Below are 21761 nucleotides of genomic sequence, written 5' to 3' on the forward strand. Positions count from 1 at the left end.
GGTACCTCACCCCACTCGAAACCCGAGCCAGGCTGCAGCAAGACTTCACCCCCGCAGCGTAAGCATCCGCTGTCCAAGATCAGGGGGGAACTTCACCTATGCGATCACCCCGTCCACGGACGGCAAGGTGTACGACTTCTGGGCGGTCTCCCGGGACTTCGCCAAGGACGACGACGAGGTCACCACGTTCCTGCGGGACTTCAACCACACGGTCGTCATGCAGGACGTCGACGCGCTCAACCTGCTACAGAGGACGCTCGGCACCGAGCGGGCCGGCTACCAGGAGCTGAGCATCAACATCGACACCGGCGGCCTCGCCGCCCGCCGTATCCTCGCCCGCCTGGTCGAGGAGGGCGACAAGCCGATGGAGAAGGTCCAGTGACCGGCCCGACCGGCGAGATCTACCGCATCGACTGGCTTCCGGGCACGGACGTCCTGCACGGCACCTGCCACTGCGGTGCCGAGCACTCCGCGCAGGACCCGGTTCAGATGTGGGAGTGGATGCTCGCCCACCCCGATGGGCACCAGCTGCAAGGAACCACTTCATGACCGCGTACGAAGCCGAACTCGTCGTCGACCGCCGGGAGTCGGTGGCCGACGGCGTGCTTGCCCTCATGCTGCGGCACCCGCTGGGCGACCAGCTCCCGGCCTGGGAGCCGGGCGCCCACATCGACGTCGTGCTCGGGGCCGGCCTGGAGCGGCAGTACTCGCTGTGCGGCGACCCCGCCGACCGGCAGGCGTGGCGGATCGCCGTTCTCCGCGAGCCCGACGGGCGCGGTGGATCGGCCCGTGTGCACGAACAGGTGCGCCAGGGCGACAAGGTCCGGGTGCGAGGGCCGCGCAACCATTTCGCTCTGCACTCCTCGCCCCGCTACCGCTTCGTCGCCGGCGGCATCGGCATCACCCCCATCCTGCCGATGCTCGCCGCGGCCGAGGCGGCGGGCGCCGACTGGACGCTGCTGTACGGCGGTCGGACCCGCAACTCCATGGCGTTCACCGAGGAGTTGACGCGGTACGGGGACCGGGTCACCGTCGCCCCGCAGGACGAGAGCGGGCTGCTGGACCTCGCCCCGGTGCTCGACGACGTCCCCGACGGCACGCTCGTCTACTGCTGCGGTCCCGGCCCGCTCCTGGACGCGGTGGAGGAGCGCTGCCCGTCCGGTGCGCTGCACGTGGAGCGCTTCCAGCCCAGGGAGCAGGAGAACGGCGAGAACACCGAGTTCGAGGTCGAGCTGGCGCTCAGCGGCCGTACCCTCACCGTCGCGCCGGACGTCTCCGTCCTGGACACCGTGCGCGCTGCCGGTGTCGAGGTGCTCTACTCCTGCACCGAGGGCACCTGCGGCACCTGCGAGACGGATGTGCTCGAGGGCACACCGGACCACCGGGACTCGGTGCTCACCGATGAGGAGCGGGCGGCCGGAGAGACGATGATGATCTGCGTGTCCCGATGCCGGGGCAAGCGGCTCGTGCTCGACCTGTGACGATAACTATCAACATCGTCAGCCAAACCACTGACCCCGTCGGACGGCCGGCTCTACCGTCCCGCTGAGCGCATCCGAGCACCACCGCGCTGCCTGTCGCAACACCGTCGTCTGCACAGGGAGAGCCATGCGTCGTCTGCTCGCCGGCCTCACGGCCGAAGCCTTCCTCGTCACCGTGACGGCCTGTGGCTCGTCCGGCGGGTCCGGCACAACCAACAAGAGCTCGTCGTCCGGCGGGACCACCACGGTCGAGGTCGGGGTCATCCCCGTCGTCGATGTCGTGCCCGTCTACCTGGGTCAGCGGAAGGGCATCTACGCCAAGCACGGACTCAAGCTGTCCCTGACGACCGCTCAGGGCGACGCGGCGATCGTGCCGGGCGTGGTCAGCGGCCAGTTCCAGTTCGGGTTCTCGAACGTGATTTCGCTGATGATCGCCCAGACCAACAACGTGATGCGGGTCGGCGAGAACGTCGGACTCCCGCTGACGCAGAAGGGTCTGAGCAGGGCGCGACGCCGCGAACTGGTCGCGGACGCGCTGGCGTCGGTCGGTCTCGCGGACGCGGCCGGCGCGTATCCGTGGCAGTTGTCCGGCGGTATGCAGCAGCGGGTGGCGATCGCCCGCGCGCTGGCGTACGAGCCCCCTGTGCTGCTGATGGACGAGCCGTTCGCGGCGGTCGACGCGCCGACACGCGCCGATCTGGAGGACCTCGTGCGAGGGCTGTGGAGGGAGCGGGGGATCACGGTCCTGTTCGTGACGCACGACATCTACGAGGCCGTCTACTTGGGCGAACGGGTCGTGGTCCTGTCCGCCTCCCCCACCGTCGTCCAGGAGCAGCTGACGGTCGACCTCCCGAAGGAGCGCGACCAGTTGCACACCCGGGTGGCCCCGCGCTTCGCCGAGTTGCGGACCCATGTGTACGAGCAGATCCAGGCGGCGAAGCGCGGGGCCACGGCGGTCATGAAGTCGGGTACGCCTCCACCTCGCTGAACTGGCCTGCAGGCCAGCCGGTGTTGGCGCTGACGGTCAGCCTCAGATAGCGCAGGCTGGTGCTGCCGGGCAGGGCGACGGTGACCGTGTTGCCGGTCGCCGGGTCGAAGCGGTAGCCCTGCGAGCCGACCACCGTCGAGTAGTTCCCGCCGTCGGTGCTGCCCAGCACCGTGATGGTCTGGGTGCGCGCGCCCCAGGCGGAGGACGGCGGCAGCTTCAGCACCAGGCGGCGGACGGCCTGCGTCGATCCCAGGTCCACCGTCCAGGACTGCGGGAAGGCGTTGTTGGTGGACTCCCAGTAGCTGTTCGCGTCCCCGTCGACCGCCTTGCCGGGGGTGTAGACGTCCTGCGAGCCGGTCGCGGTGGCGGGCTGCCCCTTGGCGAGGTTGCGATTCGGGTCCGGAGGCGGGTTGCCCTGCCCTGGCTGTGGCCAGGTCGAGCAGTCCGACCAGGTGCTGTTCCAGCCGGAGTTGCCGCCGCCGTCGGTGAGCGTGAAGGCGCCGGAGCCGGAAGGGTAGGGGCAGTTGTAGATGCCCGCTGAACCCACGCCGGTGGCGGTCACGTTGCGGAAGGTGGCGGCGCCCTGGGCCTCGGCCTGCACGACCACCGTGCCGGTGTTGCGCACGGTCGCGCTGTCCACGGTGACGTTCCTGACCGGATAGCCCTGCCCGCCGCCGGAGACGAACTCGAAAGCGCTGTAAGGACTGTCGGTGATCGTCGTGTTGGTGATGTTGACGGTGGCGTTGATGGCGCTGTCGTAGGAGTCGACGCGCAGCGCGCTCATGGGGTGGTTCCAGTTCGGGTTCATGGCACCCGTACGGACGAGCGTGTTGCCGTCGACCGTGATCGTGCCGGCCAGTGGGGAGAAGGGGTCGAGGAACTTCTGGTTGGAGATGGCGATACCGCTGCCGAGCGCGTTGGTGTCGGAGATCAGGTTGTTCCTGACCGCGAGGTCGGTGCCGCCGTAGATCGCGATGCCGTTGGCGAGGTTGGGCTGCGAGATGGTGTTGTTCTCGAAGCTGCTGTTGGTGTCCGGCGAGTACAGCGACCACATGGCGAGCGAGTCGTCGCCCTGGTTGCGGAGGAAGTTGTTGCGGACGCGGACGCCCTTGGCGTTGCCGTTGAGGTTGAGTCCGTCGGCGGTGGTGTCGAGGATGCGGTTGTTCTCGACGATCAGGTTGTCGTTGTTGCCGGTCAGCCAGAGGCCGACCTTGAGGTGCTGGATCCACATGCCGGAGACGCTCGAGTTCGGCCCGAGTGAGCCGTTGACGAAGTTGTCGGGGCTGGAGTCGACCCGCTCGGTGACCTCGCCGATGACCGCGAAGTCCTTGATGTGGACGTTGCCCGAGGAGCCGGACTGGTCGATGAAGCGGGAGGTGTGCAGGACGGAGTACCAGCTGCCGGCTCCCTGGAGGGTCACGTTCTGCACTCCGCTGAGCGACGACGTGAGCCGGTAGTCGCCCGGCGGGATCCAGACCACTCCCCCTTGGGCGGCGGCGATGGCGTCCCGGAACGCCTGGGTGGAGTCGCCCTGGCCGCTGGGGTCGGCGCCCTTGGAGGTGACGGAGACCGATCCGGCCGGCTGGGAGGCGGTCGCCGCGACCTGCTCGAAGTCGGCGACATCGACCGTGACCTGCGTACCCGTCGACTCGAAGGCGATCTTGTCGCCCGCCTGGACGTTCTGCCCGAGCAACAGCCGGGCGTTGTCGTAGAAGTGGTGGGTCTTCGAGCCGGGGATCCAACCGGTGTCGACGTACGAGTACTTGGAGGTGACCGCCAGGGTCTTCGACAGCCTGGTGCCGTTGACGTACACGTTCAGCGTGCCGGACTGGCCGTCGGGGACGCTGTAGGCGACGTTCACCGCGTTGGCCGCGCGCGGCACGGTGAACTCGACGCGCTGGCCCCCGTTCAGTCGTACGGCCTGCCGTCCGGAGGCCTCGGAGGCGAGGGCGCCCTGGGTGTAGTCCGGGCCGATCCTGGTACCGGTGGAGGTGGCGGACTCGGCCTCGACCGAGGTGAAGGGCAGGGTGGCGCCCGCGGCGTGGGCGGCGGGTGCGCCGAGGGTGACGAGCATGCCGGCGGCGAGGGCGACGACCGCCCCGATTGCTGGCATACGCCTGACAGATCTGGTGGTGTGACCGTGCATGTGCTGATCCCTTCGTGGTGGGGGTACGGGGATAGCGCGGTGCGGGGAGGCGGACTCAGGCGCGCAGCCAGGCCGCCGTGTCCTGCGGCAGGTGACCCCGGTCGTCCAGGGGGCCGCGGTGGACCCCTTTGGGCAGGAGCGGTGGGCGCCGCACACTCAAGCACCGACTACGGTGACACGCAAGATGTCGCGCAGGATCCGAAATTATTTGACAGCAGAGTGGACTCAGAGACGAGGCGCTTGCGCGGTCGACTCCCGGACCACCAGTTCGGGCTCGAACAGCAGCTCGTCGGCGGGTACGGAGCTGCCGACGAGCTGGGCGTTGAGCAACTCGACGGCGGCTTTCCCCATCGACTCGATGGGCTGCCGGACGGTAGTGAGGGGCGGTTCCGTGCAGTTCATCAGCGCCGAGTCGTCGTAGCCCACGACCGATATCTGCGACGGGACGTGAAGTCCCCTGCGGCGGGCGGCCCGAACCACCCCCAGCGCGAGCGGGTCGCTGGCGCAGATGAACCCGGTGACCCCTCGGTCGATGAGCTTGGACGCCGCCGCGTGACCGCCCTCGATCGAGAAGATGGCCCGGGCGACGAACTCGTCCGGCAGCTCCCCGGCGATCGCCCGCGCCGCCGCGAGTTTGCGAGCCGAAGGCATGTGGTCGCCGGGTCCGAGCACCAGCCCGATCCGTTCGTGGCCGAGGGAGGCGAGGTGCCGCCAGGCCTGCTCGACCGCCACGGCGTCGTCGCAGGAGACGCCCGGGAAGCCGAGGTGCTCGATGGCCGCGTTGACGAGCACCACCGGGATGTTGCGGTCCGCCAGCTGCCGGTAGTGGTCGTGCGGCGCGTCGGCCTGCGCGTACAGGCCGCCGGCGAAGACGACGCCGGAGACCTGCTGTTGCAACAGCAGCGCCACATAGTCCGCCTCGGAGACGCCGCCCTTGGTCTGGGTGCACAGCACCGGGGTCAGTCCGAGCTGCGCGAGCGCACCGCCGATCACCTCGGCGAAGGCCGGGAAGATCGGGTTCTGCAGCTCCGGGAGGACGAGCCCCACAAGGCGCGCCCGCTCGCCGCGCAGCTGTGTGGGCCGCTCGTAACCGAGGACGTCGAGGGCGGAGAGCACCGCCTGCCGGGTGGCTTCGGAGACTCCGGGCTTGCCGTTGAGCACCCGGCTGACCGTGGCCTCGCTGACCCCGACCTTCTTCGCCACTTCAGCAAGTCGTCGCGTCATGCGCGCAAGAGTAGCGCAAGAAATGCAAGATGCTTGCGTAATGGCCCGGCGGTCGATGCTCGGCGGCCCCTGGGCCCCGGAGTTCCCTGGTTGCCGGACTGTCGAGGCAGCTGCAGTGGCGGCCATCGCAGGCGGAACCCGCTCTCGGCTCCTACGGTGGTGGCAGAGACCTTCATCGGGCGGTCGCATCGAAGGAGGCCAGGATGGAGGAGCAGTACGTCTGGATCACCACGCGCCGCATCAAGCCGGGCGCTTTGGAGGAATTCGAGAGGGCCTGGCGTCCGGACACGCACCCCGACGGGATGAGCCGCGCCTTCGCCTACTGGTCCGAGGACGGGCAGGAGATCATGGGTGTGTCCTTCTGGGACTCGCAGAAGTCCTGTGACGCCTGGCGGTCCTCCGACGACGAGGCACGCCGACGCGATGCCATGGCACCCTATGTGCTGCAGGAGGAGGACACCTTCTACCGGGGCCGTGAGCTTGCCGTGCCTCGGGGCTAGAGCGGCAGAGTGGTCCCGCTTGCCGAGCGGCGGGCGCCTCCGGCAGCGGGCGCACCGCCGACGGACCGTCAGATCCTGCTCTCCGTCGCCGTGTCCGCCGACAGCCGCTGGGCGATGTAGATCGGGATCACCGACAGCAGGACGAGCACCGCCGCAACCACGTTGACGACCGGGGCCTGCTGAGGCCGCGTCATGTTGTTGAAGATCCAGATGGGCAGGGTCTCGATGCCGGGCCCGGCCGTGAACGTCGTCACCACGATCTCGTCGAAGGACAGCGCGAAGGCGAGCAGCGCGCCCGCGAACAGCGCCGAGCGCACCAGCGGGAACGTGACGTCGACGAAGGCCCGGAACGTGTCGGCACCCAGGTCCATCGCCGCCTCCTCGTAGGTGCCCGAGGTGCGGCGCAGTCGGGCCACCACGTTGTTGAACACGACGACGATGCAGAACGTGGCGTGTCCGACGATCACGGTGAACAGGCCGAGGCCGACCCCGAGCGGCTGAAGGACCGTGCCGAACGCCGAGTTGAGCGCGATGCCGGTGACGATGCCGGGCAGTGCGATCGGCAGGACGACCACGAAGGAGATGGCGTCACGTCCGAAGAAGCGGTGCCGGGCCACCGCGAACGCGATCAGCGTGCCGAGCACCAGCGCGATCGCCGTGGCGCCTAGGCCCGCCTTCACCGAGACCCACAGAGCACTGCGGGCCCCCGCGTTCTCCCAGGCCACCGACCACCAGTGGAAGGTCCAGCCGGGCGGTGGCCAGCTCGCGCTGCGGTCGGGGTTGAAGGAGTTGACCAGGACGAGCGCGAGCGGGACGTAGATCACCGCGAAGCCGAGCCCGGCGGCGATGCGCAGCGCGATGCGCGCGGAGCGGGACAGTTGCATGTCGAGGGACCTCTTCTAGAGGCTGCTGAGCGCGCCCGTTCGGCGCATCGCCAGCAGGTACAGCACGATGACCACCACCGGAACCGTGCCCAGCGCCGCAGCCATGGGCAGGTTGAGTTCGATGTTGGAGTAGACCAGGTTGCCGATCAGCTGGGTCTTGCCGCCGACGATCTGCACGGTGATGTAGTCGCCGAGGCTGAGCGAGAAGGTGAACACGGAGCCGGCGGCGACGGACGGCAGCACCATGGGCAGCACGACCGAGCGGAAGGTACGGCCGGGCCGCGCCCCGAGGTCCGCGGAGGCGTCCAGGAGGCCCGTGGGCAGCTGCTCCAGCGCCGTGTGGATCGGCAGGATCATGTACGGCAGCCACAGGTACGTGAGCGTGATGACCGTCGCCGGGAGGCCGAAGCCCGGGCCGCTCAGGCCGAACGGCTTCAGCATCCAGTCGGCGAGCCCGCCCTCGGACAGGATCAGCCGCCACGCGTACACCTTGACCAGGTAGCTCGCCCACAGCGGGGTGAGGATCGCGACCACCAGCAGCGGGCGCCACCGGGGCCGGGCGATCCGCGCGGTGTAGAAGGCGAGCGGGAAGGCGATCACCGCGCACAGGGCGGTGACCGCGAGGGCCACGCCGATGCTCCGCAGGATCACCTGGCGGAAGACAGGTGTGGTGAGCAGCGCGTGGAAGTTGTCCGTCGACCAGACCTTCACCACCTCGGAGGTGAAGGAGTCCGTCGTCCAGAACGCGGAGGCGAACAGGATGCCGAGCGAGCCGAGATACAGCACGGCGAGCCACAGCAGGGGGGCGGTCAGCAGCAGGGACAGCCGCAGCCGCCGGCGGCGGTGCAGCAGCCCGGCGAGCCGCCGGACGGGGGTCCGTCCGGCGGCAGGCAGGGTGGCGGTCATCGTCGTGCCTCAGCCCTTGATCTCGGTCCAGGCCTGGACCCACTTGGCGTACGGCACGCACTTGACGTCCGTACGGCCGTCGAGGCACTGCTCGATGGGCGTGTTCCAGAAGGCGATGTTCTTCCAGTAGGCCGTGTCGGCCGCGTGGTAGGTGGTGCAGAAGTTCTTGTCGCTGGTCTGGTCGCACGCCTCGGCGTTGGCCGGGGCCTCACCGAAGTACTCGGCGACCTGGGCGTTGGCCTTCGGCGAGATGATCCAGTCCATCCACTTGTAGGCGCAGTTGGGGTGCTTGGCCTTGGACGAGAGCATCCAGGTGTCGGACCAGCCGGTCGAACCCTCCTTGGGCACGAAGGCCTTCACCTTGGCGCCCTCGCTCTGCGCGAGGTTGGCGATGACCTGCCAGGTGGTGCCGACGACGGAGTCGCCGCTCTTGAAGGCGGAGATCTCCTTGAGGTAGTCGCTCCAGTACTCGCCGACGTCCGCGTTCTGCTTCTTCAGCAGGGCGACCGCCGCGTCGAACTGCTTCTGGTCGAGCGCGTACGGGTCCTTGATCTTCAGCTCGGGCTTGGTGGCCTTCAGGTAGAGCGCCGCGTCGGCGATGTAGATCGGCGAGTCGTACGCGGTGACGTGGCCCTTGTACTTCGAGGCGTCGTCGAAGACCGCGGACCAGGAGGTCGGCGCGGGCTTGACCTTCTCCGTGTTGTACATGAGCAGGTTGGCGCCGCGGCCGTGCGGGATGCCGTACGCCTTGCCCTTGACGGAGTTCCACGCCTGCAGCTTCAGATCGCTGAAGACGTCCTTGTAGTTCGGCACGAGATCGGTGTTGACGGGGGCCGCGTCACCGGAGGCTATGAGGCGCAGGGAGGCGTCGCCGGAGGCGGAGACGGCGTCGTACTCGCCGGTCTTCATCAGCTTGACCATCTCGTCGGAGCTCGCCGCGACCTTGGAGTGGACCTGACAGCCTGTTTGCTTCTCGAAGTCGCTGACCCAGTCGACCTTGGGGTCGTTGGAGCCGTCCTCGACATAACCGGCCCAGGCGATGAGGTTGACCTGTCCCTCGGTCTTGCCGAGCTTCGACTGCGCCTTCATGTCCGGCGGGTTGAGGCCCGCGGACGAGGACGAGCCGCCCGAGCCGGACGAGCCACAGGCGGTGGCCGCGAGCAGCACCGCGACGGCGGCGGCGAGAGCCGCAGAGGCGCGCCGGAGCCGAGAGTGGGGGAGCGCGGAGGCCCGAAGGGCTGAGCACGATCGTGCTCTCGTCACCGGCCGAGGCGCCCGGGAGGCGGACGAAACAGAAGGAGCCTTGAGCGTTGGGGTGAGACGCACGACATTCTCCATATGTGAGGGTGGGCCTGGCGTGGGGGTCAGCGGGCGTCGGGGACCTGGACGGCATGGCGGCGGTGCCACTCGAGGCGCACCCGGCTGCCACGGAAGGCGGCGACGTCCTCGGAGGAGGTCTCCAGGTTCTGCTGGAGCGCGGTGAGGCGGCCGCCCGCGTCGAGATCCACGAGGAAACGGGTGGCGTCTCCCAGATAGACCACTTCGGCGACGGTGCCGGTGGCGGTGGAGTGCTCCGGCTCGTCCGCGATGGCGGACTCCTTGAGGACCCGGATCTTCTCGGGCCTGATGCTGTACGTGCCCGCGGTGCCGACGACCTGCTCGGCCGCCCCGCCCTGAAGCAGGTTCGAGGTGCCCACGAAGGATGCGACGAACGCGGTCGCGGGGCGCTCGTAGATCTCGGCGGGGGTGCCGACCTGTTCGATGCGGCCCTGGTTGAAGACGGCGATGCGGTCGCTCATGGTCAGGGCCTCCTCCTGGTCGTGGGTGACGAACACGAACGTGATGCCGACCTCCCGCTGGAGCGCCTTGAGTTCGACCTGCATCTGCTCGCGCAGCTTGAGGTCGAGGGCGCCGAGCGGCTCGTCGAGCAGCAGCACGCGGGGGCGGCCGACGAGGGCGCGGGCGAGTGCGACCCGTTGCCGCTGACCGCCGGAGAGCTGGCTCGGCCGCCGCTTGCCGAAGCCGTCGAGGCGTACGTCGGCGAGGGCCTTGCGGGCCCGGTCGAGCCGTTCGACCTTGGGCACCCTGCGGACCTTGAGGCCGTAAGTGACGTTCTGTTCGACCGTCATGTGCGGGAAGAGCGCGTAGTCCTGGAAGACGGTGTGCACGTCGCGTTCGAAGGGCGCGAGTCCGGTGACCTCCTGGCCGGCCAGCTCGACGGTTCCGCAGGTGGGGCTCTCGAAGCCCGCGATCATGCGCAGGACGGTCGTCTTGCCGGAGCCGGACGGGCCGAGCATCGAGAAGAACTCCCCGTCGGCTATCTGCAGGTCGACCCCGGCCACGGCGGTGGTGCCACCGAACTCCTTCCGCAGCCCCTGCAGCCGGATGGCGCTTCCCTCCATGGACGGGAACCTTTCTGGTGCACTCTTACGTTGGATGAAAAGATATGAAGTCATAGTTCAAAGCTCAAGACCCCTTTTAGGTAAAGGTTGAGTCAACGCACAAGGTGGTGGCCGTGAAGCACAACAAAGGCGGCGGAGCCCGGAGAGCCGTGTTCACACCGGTGGACACCCGGGCACGCGTCGAGACGGTCGTCCGCCGGCTCGGAGACGCCATCGAGCTCGGACTGCTCGCCGACGGGGAGCAGCTTCCGGGCGAGAGCGAGCTGGCGGGTCAGCTCGGCGTGTCCACTGTGACCCTGCGGGAGGCGCTCATGGCGCTGCGCCAGCAGGGTCTCGTCACCACCCGGCGAGGGCGCGGCGGCGGCAGCTTCGTCTCGCTGCCCGCCGACCCGGCCGAGGAGCGGATCAAGGCGCGGCTGGCCGGCTGGAGCACGGAGGAGCTGCGCGACCTGGGCGACCACTGGGCGGCCGTCTCCGGTGCCGCCGCCCGGCTCGCCGCCCAGCGCACCGAACCGGACGACCTCCAGCAACTGCGCCGCACCCTGGACCAGTTCGCGGCGGCCGGGGACGCGGCGGCGCGCAGCCGGGTGTACGGCCGGTTCCATGTGGAGCTGGCGGCCGCCGCGCAGTCCGCCCGGCTCACCCGGGAGCAGGTGGCGCTGCAGACGGAGATCGGGGCGCTGCTGTGTCTGGTCCTCGGAGACGACGCCTATCGCGAAGAGGTGGCGGACCGTCATCGCTCCGTAATCTCCGCCGTGCAGGATGGGGCCCACGATTCGGCCAGGGAGCTGGCCGAGCGGTGCGTCCAGGAATCGACGGCACGCCTCATCGCGCTGCGCCTCGCCCTGTAACGCGCCGGCTTCCGGTTCCATGTGCGCGGGAGGGCGCCGATGAGCAGGAGCCCCGGTCTGGTCGCCCTGCCCGAGGCCGTCGTCACGGCGCGGGTCCGCTCCGCCCTTGAGGCGGTCTTCGACGCCGTCACGGAGACCCGCGCCGACACGACCGCGCTGCTCGCACGGGTGGCCGATCAGGGCCGGCAGCCCGCGACCGTGGACCTGGCCCGGCTGCGCCCGGGACTTCATGCGCGGCTCGCACGGCAGGAGTTGGTGTCCGGTGTGGGGTTCGTGGCCGCCCCCGGGTTGCTGAGCGACGTACCGGCGTGGCTGGAGTGGTGGCAGACCGGCTCGGACGGCGACGTACGACCGCTGCTGCTCGACCTCGATCCGGCGCACTCGGCGTACTCCGACTACACGCACTGGGACTGGTTCGCGCTGCCCCGCGACACCGGACGACGCGCGGTGGCGGGCCCCTACGTGGACTACCTCTGCTCCGACGAGTACAGCCTCACGCTGTCGGCGCCCGTGCAGATGGCGGGACGGTTCGCGGGCGTGGCCGCCGCCGACGTGTATCTGCGGCACTTCGAAGCCGCCGTGCTGCCGCTGCTGCGCGGTCTGCCCGAGCCGGCCCACCTGGTCAACGCGCGCGGGCGGGTGGCGGCGTCGGCCGACCCGGCGCATCTGGCCGGTTCGCTCACCAAGGGGCCGGACTTCGCGGCCGTGCTGGAGCGGGGCGGGCCGGTCGACCGGCGGGGCCTGCGGCTGATTCCGTGCGACGGTGTTCCGCTCGTACTCGTCGTCGGCGGCTGAGGTCCCAGGGCACATCCCGGCAGGCGTCGTCAGCTGAGATCCCGGGCGACAAGGGTGAGCCCCGGCGCCGTCGGCGACCTGAACGCCGACGGGACCGGGGCTCCGGAGAGGTCTCAGTCCCGGGACGCGGGCACCACGCTGAGGTGGCCCGCCGTACGCCGGGCACGGCGCGGGGCGGGCGACGGGCGGCGCGCCTCACGCAGCACCAGGGTGAGCCGCGAGTACCCCATGTCCTGAAGCGTCTTGGGGGTCTCCCCCACCACCCGGCAGTCGGTACCCCAGCGCGGGTCGGGGTGCAGCAGCGGACGCACGGCCCCGTCGTGCTCCACGGCGGCCGTCCCGACCGCGCGGATCCAGTGCGGCAGGCCCTGCCGGTAGGCGGCATCCATGATCGGGTCCTGGGCGATGTCCCGGCGGATGGACTGCAGTCCGTGGTCGTGGGCGTGCCGCTCCACCGCCGCGGCGAAGTGCGCCAGCATCGGCAGGCACCAGCTCGACTCGTGCTCGCCGAGGATCGTTCCCGCGTCCGGGTGGAACAGCACGAACCGCAGGAAGTTGTCGCCCGGCATGGCCGTCGGATGCGGTGCGACCGAGCGGAAGAGCGTCTCGAAGGCGGTGTTGGCGAGGACGACGTCCCAGCGGTGGTCGAAGACGACGGACGGGAAGGGGACGGCTTCCAGCAGCGTGGCGTAGTCCTGCAGATACGCCCGTACTTGCGGACTCTCGGGGACGGGCCGCGGCTGCGACCGCTGCCCTCCTGCCTGAAACGCCATCGGGAGGTCACCCCTCTTGCCCTTGCGGCCTTCACGCGGCGCCCCGATCCTGCTGCCCCGGATCGAGCCGTGTCAACTATCGTGGCATTTGGCGTCGGTTGACGGCCGAATCTCGCCACAGTTGTGGCGAGACCTGGATGTGAGTTCGAGAAAACGGCTAACCTCCGGATGGTTCCGGACAACCATGAGAACGATGTGAGAGAGACGTAGGAGACCTGTCGGTGACGGATGGCTTCGAGGTTCCGGGCGCCACGGCGACGGGTCTGCTGCCGGCCGTCGTGGCCCGTGTCACCGCCCTCGCCGACCGGCTGGGCACGCCGCACGAGGTGATCTTCGACGTCTCGCGCCTGTCGGTCGAGTCCGGCGTCCCGGAGCCGGTGGTGAAGGCCCTGCTGAGCGGCATGCCCGCGGGAGAGCCTGATCTCCAGGCGCGCTTCCTGCAGCGATTCGACCTGCTGCGCCGCACCCGGCTCAAGCCCAACGGACGCAAGTACACCCAGCAGGAGATCGCCGACGGCGCGGGCATGTCGCGCCAGCAGGCGGGTGCCCTCATCAATGGCGACCGCCGCCCCACCATGGAGCACTGCGACGCCATTCAGCGCTTCTTCAAGGTGCACGCCGGATTCCTCACGGCCGAGGACCCCGAGGCACTCGCGAACGCCCTCCAGCGCTCGGAGCAGGAGCTCCTCCAACGGCTCGCCGACCGCGAGCGCGAGGCGGCCGACGCCGCCGAGGACCCGCTGGAGCGGCTGCTGCAGGACCACGGCGTCCGCGGTATCGCCTGGCGGGCGGCCCAGCTGCCCACCGACCAGCACCGCGACAAGGTCGCGGAGTGGCTGGACATGCTCCTCGAGAGCGTCAAGCGGCCCGAGTCCTGATCCGGGGGAGAACCGTGGGCATCGGAAAGGAAATGCGCCGCCTGTGCGGCGAGTTGGTCGCGGAGCTCTCGCTCCCGGCGCCGGCGCCGCCGGCCGACCTCTACGCCGCGCTGTGCGACGGCATGAGCAGACGCCGTGGTCGTCCCGTCCAGTTCCGCACGTCCGCCTTCCCGCCCGGCACGGCGAGCGGTCTCTGGCTCGACATGGCCGACCAGGACCTCGTCGTCATCGAGGAACGCACCGTCCCCGACCATCAGCTGGTGATCCTGGGCCACGAGCTGTGGCACATGAACGCCGGGCACCACGGCCACCATGTGGAGGGCGCCGTGGTCGCCGCGCGTTTACTGAGCGACACCGCCGATCTGCAGGCGACCGTCCAGAAGGTCGCGGCCCGTACGCACTTCGACCTCGCCGACGAGAAGGAGGCCGAGAGTTTCGGGCTGCTGCTGGCCAGCAAGTGCCGTACGTGGCTGGCCGGTTCGTCACTGCGCGGCCCCGTCCAGCGGGACGACCTCGCGGGGCGGATCGAGGCCTCGCTGGGCTATCGCGGGCCGCAGGGCTGAGGGGCGAAGACACCGACACCATGGACGGTTCCAGCTACTACATACCGGCCGCCGCGATGGGGGTGGCGCTCGCCGTCAAGGCACCCGCGTTCAGCCGTTCCTGGCGCGATCCGCTGCTGCGGTCGGTGTGCGCGCTGCTCGCGCTGGCCGGGGTGGTGTTCTTCTTCGCCGCACCGCCGACAATCGCGAAGGTCAACGGCCTCACGGGCCTCACGAACGTCTCGGCGCCCCTGGTGTACTGCTTGCTCAGCGCATTCAGCGCGTCCTGTCTGGTGCTCGTCGTCAACTGGCGCGGCGGCCCGCCCGAGGAGACCCGCCGCACCACCCGGCGGATCGTTGTCGGATACGGCGTGGTGATCGTCGCCCTGATCACCCTGTTCGTGCTCGGCGACGCGCCGGTGGAGCGGCTGGTCGACTTCGACACGTACTACGCGCGCACGCCGTTCATACGCGAGATGATCGTGCTGTATCTGCTGGCGCTCACCGTCGCGGGCGTCGCGATGAACTTCATGTGCGGGCGCTGGGCCCTCCAGGTGCGCGGCTGGCTGCGCACCGGGCTGCTGATCATCGTGACCGGCTATCTGTTCAACCTGGCCTATCTGACGACCAAGTTCACCGCCGTCATCGCCCGCTGGAACGGCCACGATCTGGACTATCTGAGCAGCGATGCGGCACCGTTGCTGGCCTCCGCCGGAGCGCAGATCAGCGCGGTCGGTTTCTGCCTCCCGCTGGCCTGCCAGCGCGTCGGGGACAGCTGGAGCACCTGGTCGACGTTCCGCCGGCTCGGGCCGCTGTGGCGCGAGCTGCGACCGGTGTCCGCCCATGCGGACCGCGGGGTGCGGATTGCCTGGTGGTCGCCGGCCGAACTGAAGGTGACACAGCGCGAGTCCGACATCCACGACGGCATGCTCGGCCTGTACCCCTACTTCGACTCCGAGGTGCGCTCCCGCGCCTACGACGCCGCCGTGGCCGCGGGCTCCGAACCCGCCCAGGCGCAGGCCGAGGCCGACGCGGCGATGGTGTCGGTGGCGGTGCGGGCGAGGGCCGCCGATCCGGAGGGCAGGGTGATCCGGTCGGCGGGGGCGGACGGCGCCCCGGCCGCGTCGCCCGAGGGTCCCCGCGACCTCGTGCGGATGTCGATCGCCCTGCGTCAGTCACCCGTCGTCGCGGCCGCCCGTGGGCCGGCCGCAACCAGGCCAGGAAGCGACTTCCATGAGCGAACCCGCTAGCGCCTCCCCGGGTGCGGCACCCCATAGAGCCGTCGTCATCGGCGCAGGCATGGCCGGCATGCTCGCCGCCGCGGCGCTGCGCACGTACGCCGACGTCACCGTCGTCGACCGGGACGCGCTGCCCGCGGGCCCCGAGCCGCGCAAGGGACTTCCGCAGGCCCGGCACGTGCACGTGATCTGGTCCGGGGGCGCCCGTGCCATGGAGCAGCTGCTGCCGGGGGTGACCGAGGCATGGCTGGTGGCGGGCGCCCGGCGGATCCCGCTGCCGACGGGGCTCGTGTCGATGCAGCCGCGGGGCTGGTTCCGGCGCTGGCCCGAGATGCAGTTCATGATCGCGTGCAGCCGTGATCTGCTCGACTGGGTGGTGCGCGAGCGGGTCACAGGGAGCGAGCGCGTCACCGTCCTGCAGCGCACCGAACTGCTGGCCCTGGAGGGCGACGCGTCACAGGTGACGGGCGTGCGCGTACGGACGCCCGAGGGCGAGGAGCGGGTGCTGGCTGCCGACCTGGTCGTCGACGCGGCCGGGCGCGGTTCCCGGGCCTCCGCCTGGCTGGAGGCGCTGGGCGTGCCCGAGGCGCCGCTGGAGGAGGTGGACTCCGGGCTCGCCTACTCCAGCCGGATCTTCCGGGCGCCGCCGGGCACCGAGGACTTCCCGCTGGTCAACGTGCAGTCGGACGCCACGGTGCCGGTGCCGGGGCGGACCGCGACCATCGAACCCATCGAGGGCGGGCGGTGGCTGGTGACGCTCTCGGGCACTCGGGGCGGCGAACCGCCCACCTCCGCCGATGAGTTCGAGACGTTCGCGCGCGAGAGCGTCCGGCATCCGGTGGTGGGCGAGCTGATCGCGCACGCGGAGCCGCTGTCGGCACCCGTCGTCACCCGCAGCACGATCAACCGGCGGCGGTTCTACGAGAGGGTCAAGGGCTGGCCCGAGGGGTTCGTGGCGATCGGCGACTCGGTGGCCACGTACAACCCGGTCTACGGGCACGGGCTGTCCGTGGCCGCGCAGGGCGCGGTGGCCCTGGGCGAGCTGGTGGCCGAGCACGGGCTGACCGCACCAAGGCTCGCGCGACGGGTACAGCGGGCGGTGGCCCGTCCGGTGGCGACCGCCTGGGAATTCGCGACCAGCACGGACATCCACTACCCGGGCGCGATCGGCAAGACCCCCGGCCTCGCCGATCGCCTCCTCGGCGCGTACGTCAACCGGCTGATGCTGACGGCGACCGGGCGCCCGCTGGTGGCCCGGGCGTTTTTCGACGTGGTCACCCTGTCGAAGCCGGTGAGCGAACTACTGAAACCGGCCGTCGCCCTGGCGGTCCTCCGGGGCCCGCGCCGCGCCCTCCTGACGGAGCCTCCGCTGACGCGGGCGGAGTGGGAGGCGGTCCTGGGGGCACCGGAGGGTTCGGGGACACGGGGCTGACCGGTTGCGCCTGGAGAGGCACGGCACGGCGTCGACGATCGGGGCGCGCGGGACCAGCGGACGGATTTCAGGCGGGTGACCGGCGGCCCGGATGGTCGCGTCGCGTCATGTCGCGCTGCGCTCGCTGGCCTCTCGCAGGTCCCTTTCCAGCGCCCGGTTCCGCGCGGTGCCGGGGCGTCCCGTGCGCAGCAGTTCGCGCCAGTGGTCGCGGCTCCAGTCCGCTGCCGGCATGGTGCTCGTGAACTCCTCGACCAGGGCGAGGAAGCGCGCGGGGTCGCTGTGGAACGGGAAGTGGCCCGCGCCTTCGAAGATCTCCAGGCGGCTGCCGGGCATCGCCTCGTGCGCGCCGTACGCGTGCCGCACCGGCACCACGCTGTCCCGGTCGCCCCAGATCAGCATCGTGGGCATGCCCTCGGTCAGATAACAGCGGTCCAGCATGGTGACCGCCTGCCCACGCCAGTCGACCACCGCCCGCAGCGTGCGGATGAACGCGCTGCGGGACGTGGCGTCCGGCAGGGCGTCCACGAGGGTGAGCAACTCCGCCGCGTCCTGGCCCAGGTCGGTGTCCAGCAGCCTCATCAGACGGGCGAACAGACCCACTTGCAGGCGCATGCCGGGCAGCTGGAGGGTGGACAGCATCAGGTGAGCGCCGGGGAGGGAGACGGCCCGCAGCACCGGATTGACCTCCCGCCCCACTCCCCCGGCGCTGACCAGGATCAGCCGCTCGGTGCGCTCGGGAAACTGGTAGGCGAACTGCATCGCGACCCCGCCACCCAGCGAATGCCCCACCAGCGTCGCCGACTCGATGCCGAGGGCGGTCAGCAGATCGCGCACCCCGTTGGCATACGCGGCCACCGAGTAGTCGGCGCGCGGCTTGTCCGAGGCGCCGTGTCCCAGCAGGTCGGGGGCGAGCACGGTGTGGGTGCGGGCGAGGTCGGGGATCACCTCGGCCCAGGTCGCCGAGGAGTCCCCTATGCCGTGGATGAGGACCAGCACCGGTCCCTCGCCGGCCAGACGGTAGGCCCGCCGGTAACCGTGCACGACGCGATGGTGCAACCGGAGTTCGCCCTCGCCCACGGAACGCAGTCGCGGGGCGCGCCGTGTGCGCCGGCCCGGGTCGTCCACAGCTCGCCTCCCTTCCCCGGCCGCGGGGCGGACGGCCGAAAGCCCTTGCTCTCCAGCGTAGGGCGCTTGTGCGCCAAGGGATTTCGAAGAGGTTTCGCCTCGGCTAAGCGGGCGAACCGGCGGCTGCGGAAACGGGATTGTCAGTGGCGGACGGCAAGCTGGAGGTGCGCCACCCGGTGCGCGCGGCGGCCGTCCGCGTACCGCGGGCGTGTGCCGTGCACGTATCGCCGCGCGACCCCTGTCGCACGGCCGACCCGGGGAGAGCCGACCGATGCAGACCGCCGTACTCACCGACCGCGAACGCGCCGCCGTGCAGGCCTATCTGCGCCTCCTCCACACCGTACGAGCCGCCTTCGACGGCCCGCCGGATCCGCACCGACCACCCGTGGTCCCGACCACCGCCCTGGCCGAGGCGGACCGGGCCCTGGCGGAGGCGGGGCTCACGGGCACCGAGGAGGAGTTCTTCCGTCTGCTCGGGGACTGGTGTCCCCGGTGACTCAGGTGTGAGGTACGACGACAGCTGTCGCGGCCAGCCCGCGCCGCGTGCTCCAGCGGCCGTCGAAGGTCTCGACGCGGCGACCGTCGACCAGCGGTCCCGGGACCAGCAGCCGCGCCCGGAAGCCGCCCGAGACATCCGAGGCATCGCCCGGGTCGATCTCGATGTCGGCCTCCAGGAAGTCGAGCCACTTCCCGGTGAGGGGGAACCACGCCTTGTACACGGACTCCTTGGCGCTGAACAGCAGGCGGTCCCAGTGGACGGACGGGTGGCTGCGGGCGAGCTCCCGCAGCCGTGCCCGCTCGCCGGACAGGGCTATGACGTCCAGGACGCCGTCCGGCAGCCGGTCGTGGAGTTCCGCGTCGATGCCCAGCGAGACCAGGTCCCGGGTCCGGGCCAGCGCGGCGGCGCAGTAGCCGTCGCAGTGCGTCATGCTGCCGATCAGCCCGTCCGGCCAGCGCGGTGCACCACGCTCCCCGGACGGGACGGGCTGCGCGGGCACGCCGAGCTTCTCCATGGCGCCCCGCGCGCAGGCCCGTACGGCCGCGAACTCCCGGCGCCGCTTGTCGACGGCCCGCGCGACGACCGCCTCCTCCTCGGGGTAGAGAAAAGCACCGTCGGCGATCGCGTCACCGTCGTGTGCCTCCACCACCGCGACCGACCCCGGGAGCAGCCCCTCGAACACCTGCTTGGACCTCCATCGGCAGAATGCGGCGCAGCCTCCCGGGAGGCTCCGGGCGGGGGCCCCATTCGCGGGGGTAGCCGACCGACACCTCTTCGAAGCGTACGCCCTCGTGGTGGGTGGTCCGTGGGATGTGCAGATGACCGTAGACCATGCACGCGACCCGGAAGCGCCGGTGCCAGTCGGCGGTCAGCCGGGTTCCGCACCACATGGCGAACTCGGGGTAGCGCAGGACGTCCGTGGGGTGCCGGTCCAGTGGATAGTGGTTCATCAGCACCGTGGCGAGGTCGTCGGGAATCTCCTCGAGCCTGCGCTCGGTCTCGGCGACCCGGGCCCGGCACCACGCCTCGCGGCTCGGGTAGGGGTCGGGGTGCAGCAGGTGCTCGTCGGTGCACACGATCCTGGTGCCGTGCGCGTACGCGAGCCCCTCATCCTTGGTCGTGCAGCCCTCCGGCAGGAACGAGTAGTCGTAGAGCAGGAAGAGTGGCGCCACCACCGCGGGACCGCTCGGGCCCTCCCAGACCGGGTAGGGATCCTCGGGTGTCGTCACACCCAGCTCCCGGCACACGGCGACCAGGTGCTCGTACCGCTCGACGCCGCGCAGGGTGACGGTGTCCTTCTGGTGTGTCCACAGCTCGTGGTTGCCGGGTGCCCAGATCACCTTGCGGAAGCGGTCGGCGAGCAGCTCGAGGGCCCAGCGGATGTCGGCGACGGTCTCGGCCACGTCACCCGCGACCAGCAGCCAATCCTCGCCCGACGTGGGGTGCATCCGTTCGACGAGGGCGCGGTTCTCGGGATACCCGATGTGCAGGTCGCTGATGGCGAGCAGCTGTCCACGGCTGTCCGTCGACTTCACCGTCGCCCCTTTCGCGAACCGAATGGGAAAACAAGAGCACATCGGGCCGTCGACGGACAAGGGCGACCCGCGGCAGGTGCCCGAGCGCCTCGGAAAACACCCGGCACCGGGTGCTCAGAAGTCGCGGACAACCGTTCTTGCCGCTTGGACAAGGCTTGAAGAAGACCGGGAGAAGAGCCGGGGAGAATCCGTAACACGCGCGTAGCAGTGACGGCACCCGTAAGGGCCTATGATCGCCCCAACACATCCACCTCCGACGCCTCTCCGCGAACGGCGGTTTGGTGTACCTCCCTCTCCCCTGGCCGGGCACGGCCTGCTCCGCCCTGCCCGCAAACCGTGAAAGGCGGCCTGAATGGTCTCTCGCGTACGCGTCTGGCTCAACCGCACGTACGCGGAGAACGTGTTCTTCATGGATCAGCTGCGGAGAAATCCCAGCGATCGGGCCGTCGAGATCCATGCCACGCACGGCGACGCCGACTCGCCCGTCCTGGCCGCGGCGGACACCGCCGACCTCGAGCCGGAGGGTCTGTCCCCGGCCGCCTACGTCGAGTACGCCCTCGACCAGTGCACCCGCCGCGGCATCGACGTGTTCGTACCCCGTCTGCACCAGGAGGCGGTCGTCGCGCACCGCACCGAGTTCGAGGCGGCCGGTACGGCGCTGCTGGCGCCGACCGTCGAGGCGGTGGCGGTCTTCCAGGACAAGGACACGGCGTACCAGGCAGCGCAGTCGATCGGGGTCCCGGTTCCGCCGTGGTGGCGGGTCACGAACGAGGACGAACTCGTCGCTGCCGTCGAGGAGTTGGAGGCCGGGGGCCACCGGGCGTGCTTCAAGCCGGCGGCGGGGGCGGGCGGCGTGGGCTTCCGCATCATCACGCGTGCTCCCTTCTCGCTCGTGCACCTCAGCGGGTTCCCGAGCGCCTATGTGCCGCTGGACCTCGTCGTCCGGGCGGTGCGGGAGGCCGACGAGCCCGTCGACTGGCTGGTGATGCCGCGCCTGGAGCAGCCGGAGGTGTCGGTCGACTGCCTGACCGGTCCCGACAACCGCATCCGCATGGCGGTGGGCCGCACCAAGAACGGCCGCCGCCGGGGCTTCACGCTGCACGAGCAGTGGCTGGAGCCGGCCAGGCGCCTGGCGGAGGGCTTCGGGCTGCACTACCTCTCCAACGTCCAGTTCCGGATGTACGGCGACGAGCCGGTGCTCCTGGACGTCAACACACGCCCGGCGGGCGGACTGCACCAGCTGTCGCTGTGCGGCGTCAACGCCCCCTGGGCGGCAGTGCAGCTGGCGCTCGGTGAGGACCCCGGCGAGGTCGTGCCGCCGTTCCTGGGCACGGACTACACGGTGGTGTCGGGGCCGCGGCCCCTTCGCTCCGTTTCGCTGCCGCAGCAGAGGGTCGACGAGTTGGACCAGACACCGGTGCTGTCCGCGGTCCCCGTCGACTCGGTCGAGGTGGACGCGGCAGAGGCCCTGCCCCTTTAGGACGGTCACCCACTGCGGCCAGGTCGTGGCTTGTCGCGCGGTTCTCCGTGCCCCTGTCGGGGCGCCCTACTTCAGGTCTGGA

General features: G+C 70.4%; 22 protein-coding genes and 1 pseudogene. 13 read left to right on the top strand and 10 right to left on the bottom strand.

The features are described 5' to 3' along the window. Window positions 1-94: 94 nt before the first annotated feature. The 4 genes and pseudogenes from ACZ3TS_RS33405 to ACZ3TS_RS33420 form a co-directional block, all read left to right on the top strand. Window positions 95-382: pseudogene (locus ACZ3TS_RS33405) on the top strand (aromatic ring-hydroxylating dioxygenase subunit alpha); the annotation flags it as partial. Beyond that, entirely contained in the window at window positions 379-549 is a 171-nt protein-coding gene (locus ACZ3TS_RS33410; protein ID WP_467625372.1) for a hypothetical protein, read from the top strand. The pseudogene ACZ3TS_RS33405 and the gene ACZ3TS_RS33410, both read left to right, overlap by 4 nt. Continuing rightward, window positions 546-1481 (top strand): PDR/VanB family oxidoreductase, encoded by a 936-nt coding sequence (locus ACZ3TS_RS33415; protein WP_467625375.1) that lies wholly within the window; start codon window positions 546-548, stop codon window positions 1479-1481. Before ACZ3TS_RS33410 ends, ACZ3TS_RS33415 begins: the two co-directional genes overlap by 4 nt. Window positions 1482-1608: 127 nt before the next feature. Continuing rightward, the gene (locus ACZ3TS_RS33420) at window positions 1609-2469 is read left to right on the top strand and encodes an ABC transporter ATP-binding protein (protein ID WP_467625377.1); all 861 of its coding nucleotides are present in this window, start codon (window positions 1609-1611) and stop codon (window positions 2467-2469) included. Here ACZ3TS_RS33420 and ACZ3TS_RS33425 read toward each other — a convergent pair. Together ACZ3TS_RS33425 and ACZ3TS_RS33430 are read right to left on the bottom strand one after the other, a co-directional pair. Beyond that, the gene (locus ACZ3TS_RS33425; RefSeq protein ID WP_467625380.1) at window positions 2438-4615 is read right to left on the bottom strand and encodes a discoidin domain-containing protein; all 2178 of its coding nucleotides are present in this window, start codon (window positions 4613-4615) and stop codon (window positions 2438-2440) included. The two genes, ACZ3TS_RS33420 and ACZ3TS_RS33425, sit on opposite strands and share 32 nt — an antisense overlap. 225 nt (window positions 4616-4840) lie before the next feature. After that, window positions 4841-5839: a LacI family DNA-binding transcriptional regulator gene (locus ACZ3TS_RS33430; RefSeq protein ID WP_467625382.1), complete on the bottom strand. Its 999-nt coding sequence runs from the start codon at window positions 5837-5839 to the stop codon at window positions 4841-4843. A 203-nt stretch (window positions 5840-6042) separates the two neighbouring features. Here ACZ3TS_RS33430 and ACZ3TS_RS33435 point away from each other — a divergent pair, with 203 nt between their 5' ends. Beyond that, the gene (locus ACZ3TS_RS33435; RefSeq protein ID WP_467625385.1) at window positions 6043-6339 is read left to right on the top strand and encodes a hypothetical protein; all 297 of its coding nucleotides are present in this window, start codon (window positions 6043-6045) and stop codon (window positions 6337-6339) included. A gap of 68 nt (window positions 6340-6407) precedes the next feature. On the opposite strand, the gene ACZ3TS_RS33440 is transcribed toward ACZ3TS_RS33435, so the two are convergent. The 4 genes from ACZ3TS_RS33440 to ACZ3TS_RS33455 form a co-directional block, all read right to left on the bottom strand. Then, a complete protein-coding gene (locus ACZ3TS_RS33440) occupies window positions 6408-7223 on the bottom strand; it encodes an ABC transporter permease (protein ID WP_467625387.1) in 816 nt (271 codons plus the stop codon). Between the two features lie 15 nt (window positions 7224-7238). After that, window positions 7239-8129 (bottom strand): ABC transporter permease, encoded by an 891-nt coding sequence (locus ACZ3TS_RS33445; RefSeq protein WP_467625390.1) that lies wholly within the window; start codon window positions 8127-8129, stop codon window positions 7239-7241. 9 nt (window positions 8130-8138) lie between these two features. Continuing rightward, window positions 8139-9296, bottom strand: a complete 1158-nt coding sequence (locus ACZ3TS_RS33450) for an ABC transporter substrate-binding protein (RefSeq protein ID WP_467625462.1) — start codon at window positions 9294-9296, stop codon at window positions 8139-8141. A gap of 197 nt (window positions 9297-9493) precedes the next feature. Beyond that, window positions 9494-10531, bottom strand: a complete 1038-nt coding sequence (locus ACZ3TS_RS33455; protein ID WP_467625392.1) for an ABC transporter ATP-binding protein — start codon at window positions 10529-10531, stop codon at window positions 9494-9496. Window positions 10532-10644: 113 nt separating this feature from the next. Between ACZ3TS_RS33455 and ACZ3TS_RS33460 the strand changes: the two genes are divergently transcribed. After that, the gene (locus ACZ3TS_RS33460; RefSeq protein WP_467625395.1) at window positions 10645-11382 is read left to right on the top strand and encodes a FadR/GntR family transcriptional regulator; all 738 of its coding nucleotides are present in this window, start codon (window positions 10645-10647) and stop codon (window positions 11380-11382) included. Window positions 11383-11421: 39 nt separating this feature from the next. Further along, entirely contained in the window at window positions 11422-12177 is a 756-nt protein-coding gene (locus tag ACZ3TS_RS33465; protein WP_467625398.1) for a cache domain-containing protein, read from the top strand. Window positions 12178-12290: 113 nt separating this feature from the next. On the opposite strand, the gene ACZ3TS_RS33470 is transcribed toward ACZ3TS_RS33465, so the two are convergent. Beyond that, window positions 12291-12950: an MmyB family transcriptional regulator gene (locus tag ACZ3TS_RS33470; protein ID WP_467625401.1), complete on the bottom strand. Its 660-nt coding sequence runs from the start codon at window positions 12948-12950 to the stop codon at window positions 12291-12293. 221 nt (window positions 12951-13171) lie between these two features. Here ACZ3TS_RS33470 and ACZ3TS_RS33475 point away from each other — a divergent pair, with 221 nt between their 5' ends. The 4 genes from ACZ3TS_RS33475 to ACZ3TS_RS33490 are packed head-to-tail and all read left to right on the top strand — an operon-like array spanning window position 13172 to window position 17040. After that, window positions 13172-13828, top strand: coding sequence for a helix-turn-helix domain-containing protein (locus tag ACZ3TS_RS33475; protein ID WP_467625403.1), 657 nt, complete (start codon window positions 13172-13174; stop codon window positions 13826-13828). Between the two features lie 32 nt (window positions 13829-13860). Continuing rightward, on the top strand, window positions 13861-14391 hold the full coding sequence (locus tag ACZ3TS_RS33480) for a toxin-antitoxin system, toxin component (protein WP_467625464.1): 531 nt from the start codon (window positions 13861-13863) through the stop codon (window positions 14389-14391). Window positions 14392-14411: 20 nt separating this feature from the next. Beyond that, window positions 14412-15620: an MAB_1171c family putative transporter gene (locus ACZ3TS_RS33485; RefSeq protein WP_467625404.1), complete on the top strand. Its 1209-nt coding sequence runs from the start codon at window positions 14412-14414 to the stop codon at window positions 15618-15620. Beyond that, the gene (locus tag ACZ3TS_RS33490) at window positions 15604-17040 is read left to right on the top strand and encodes an NAD(P)/FAD-dependent oxidoreductase (RefSeq protein ID WP_467625406.1); all 1437 of its coding nucleotides are present in this window, start codon (window positions 15604-15606) and stop codon (window positions 17038-17040) included. Before ACZ3TS_RS33485 ends, ACZ3TS_RS33490 begins: the two co-directional genes overlap by 17 nt. 105 nt (window positions 17041-17145) lie before the next feature. On the opposite strand, the gene ACZ3TS_RS33495 is transcribed toward ACZ3TS_RS33490, so the two are convergent. Then, the gene (locus ACZ3TS_RS33495) at window positions 17146-18165 is read right to left on the bottom strand and encodes an alpha/beta fold hydrolase (RefSeq protein ID WP_467625409.1); all 1020 of its coding nucleotides are present in this window, start codon (window positions 18163-18165) and stop codon (window positions 17146-17148) included. A gap of 271 nt (window positions 18166-18436) precedes the next feature. Between ACZ3TS_RS33495 and ACZ3TS_RS33500 the strand changes: the two genes are divergently transcribed. Beyond that, the gene (locus tag ACZ3TS_RS33500) at window positions 18437-18661 is read left to right on the top strand and encodes a hypothetical protein (protein WP_467625412.1); all 225 of its coding nucleotides are present in this window, start codon (window positions 18437-18439) and stop codon (window positions 18659-18661) included. 1 nt (window position 18662) lies between these two features. On the opposite strand, the gene ACZ3TS_RS33505 is transcribed toward ACZ3TS_RS33500, so the two are convergent. Continuing rightward, a complete protein-coding gene (locus ACZ3TS_RS33505) occupies window positions 18663-19346 on the bottom strand; it encodes a 4'-phosphopantetheinyl transferase family protein (protein WP_467625415.1) in 684 nt (227 codons plus the stop codon). Beyond that, window positions 19291-20241, bottom strand: a complete 951-nt coding sequence (locus tag ACZ3TS_RS33510) for a metallophosphoesterase family protein (protein ID WP_467625466.1) — start codon at window positions 20239-20241, stop codon at window positions 19291-19293. The genes ACZ3TS_RS33505 and ACZ3TS_RS33510 overlap by 56 nt, the downstream gene beginning before the upstream one ends. Window positions 20242-20551: 310 nt before the next feature. On the opposite strand from ACZ3TS_RS33510, the gene ACZ3TS_RS33515 reads away from it, so the two are divergent. Next, window positions 20552-21679, top strand: a complete 1128-nt coding sequence (locus ACZ3TS_RS33515) for an ATP-grasp domain-containing protein (protein ID WP_467625417.1) — start codon at window positions 20552-20554, stop codon at window positions 21677-21679. Window positions 21680-21761 lie beyond the last annotated feature (82 nt).

Source organism: Streptomyces sp. NPDC022910, assembly GCF_055561075.1.

Bases quoted from the DNA above. Each gene is read 5' to 3' on its own strand.
- ACZ3TS_RS33415 (WP_467625375.1), top strand. From the start codon at position 546: ATGACCGCGTACGAAGCCGAACTCGTCGTCGACCGCCGGGAGTCGGTG.
- ACZ3TS_RS33420 (WP_467625377.1), top strand. From the start codon at position 1,609: ATGCGTCGTCTGCTCGCCGGCCTCACGGCCGAAGCCTTCCTCGTCACC.
- ACZ3TS_RS33425 (WP_467625380.1), bottom strand. From the start codon at position 4,615: ATGCACGGTCACACCACCAGATCTGTCAGGCGTATGCCAGCAATCGGG.
- ACZ3TS_RS33430 (WP_467625382.1), bottom strand. From the start codon at position 5,839: ATGACGCGACGACTTGCTGAAGTGGCGAAGAAGGTCGGGGTCAGCGAG.
- ACZ3TS_RS33435 (WP_467625385.1), top strand. From the start codon at position 6,043: ATGGAGGAGCAGTACGTCTGGATCACCACGCGCCGCATCAAGCCGGGC.
- ACZ3TS_RS33440 (WP_467625387.1), bottom strand. From the start codon at position 7,223: ATGCAACTGTCCCGCTCCGCGCGCATCGCGCTGCGCATCGCCGCCGGG.
- ACZ3TS_RS33445 (WP_467625390.1), bottom strand. From the start codon at position 8,129: ATGACCGCCACCCTGCCTGCCGCCGGACGGACCCCCGTCCGGCGGCTC.
- ACZ3TS_RS33455 (WP_467625392.1), bottom strand. From the start codon at position 10,531: ATGGAGGGAAGCGCCATCCGGCTGCAGGGGCTGCGGAAGGAGTTCGGT.
- ACZ3TS_RS33465 (WP_467625398.1), top strand. From the start codon at position 11,422: ATGAGCAGGAGCCCCGGTCTGGTCGCCCTGCCCGAGGCCGTCGTCACG.
- ACZ3TS_RS33470 (WP_467625401.1), bottom strand. From the start codon at position 12,950: ATGGCGTTTCAGGCAGGAGGGCAGCGGTCGCAGCCGCGGCCCGTCCCC.
- ACZ3TS_RS33480 (WP_467625464.1), top strand. From the start codon at position 13,861: ATGCGCCGCCTGTGCGGCGAGTTGGTCGCGGAGCTCTCGCTCCCGGCG.
- ACZ3TS_RS33485 (WP_467625404.1), top strand. From the start codon at position 14,412: ATGGACGGTTCCAGCTACTACATACCGGCCGCCGCGATGGGGGTGGCG.
- ACZ3TS_RS33490 (WP_467625406.1), top strand. From the start codon at position 15,604: ATGAGCGAACCCGCTAGCGCCTCCCCGGGTGCGGCACCCCATAGAGCC.
- ACZ3TS_RS33500 (WP_467625412.1), top strand. From the start codon at position 18,437: ATGCAGACCGCCGTACTCACCGACCGCGAACGCGCCGCCGTGCAGGCC.
- ACZ3TS_RS33510 (WP_467625466.1), bottom strand. From the start codon at position 20,241: ATGTGCTCTTGTTTTCCCATTCGGTTCGCGAAAGGGGCGACGGTGAAG.
- ACZ3TS_RS33515 (WP_467625417.1), top strand. From the start codon at position 20,552: ATGGTCTCTCGCGTACGCGTCTGGCTCAACCGCACGTACGCGGAGAAC.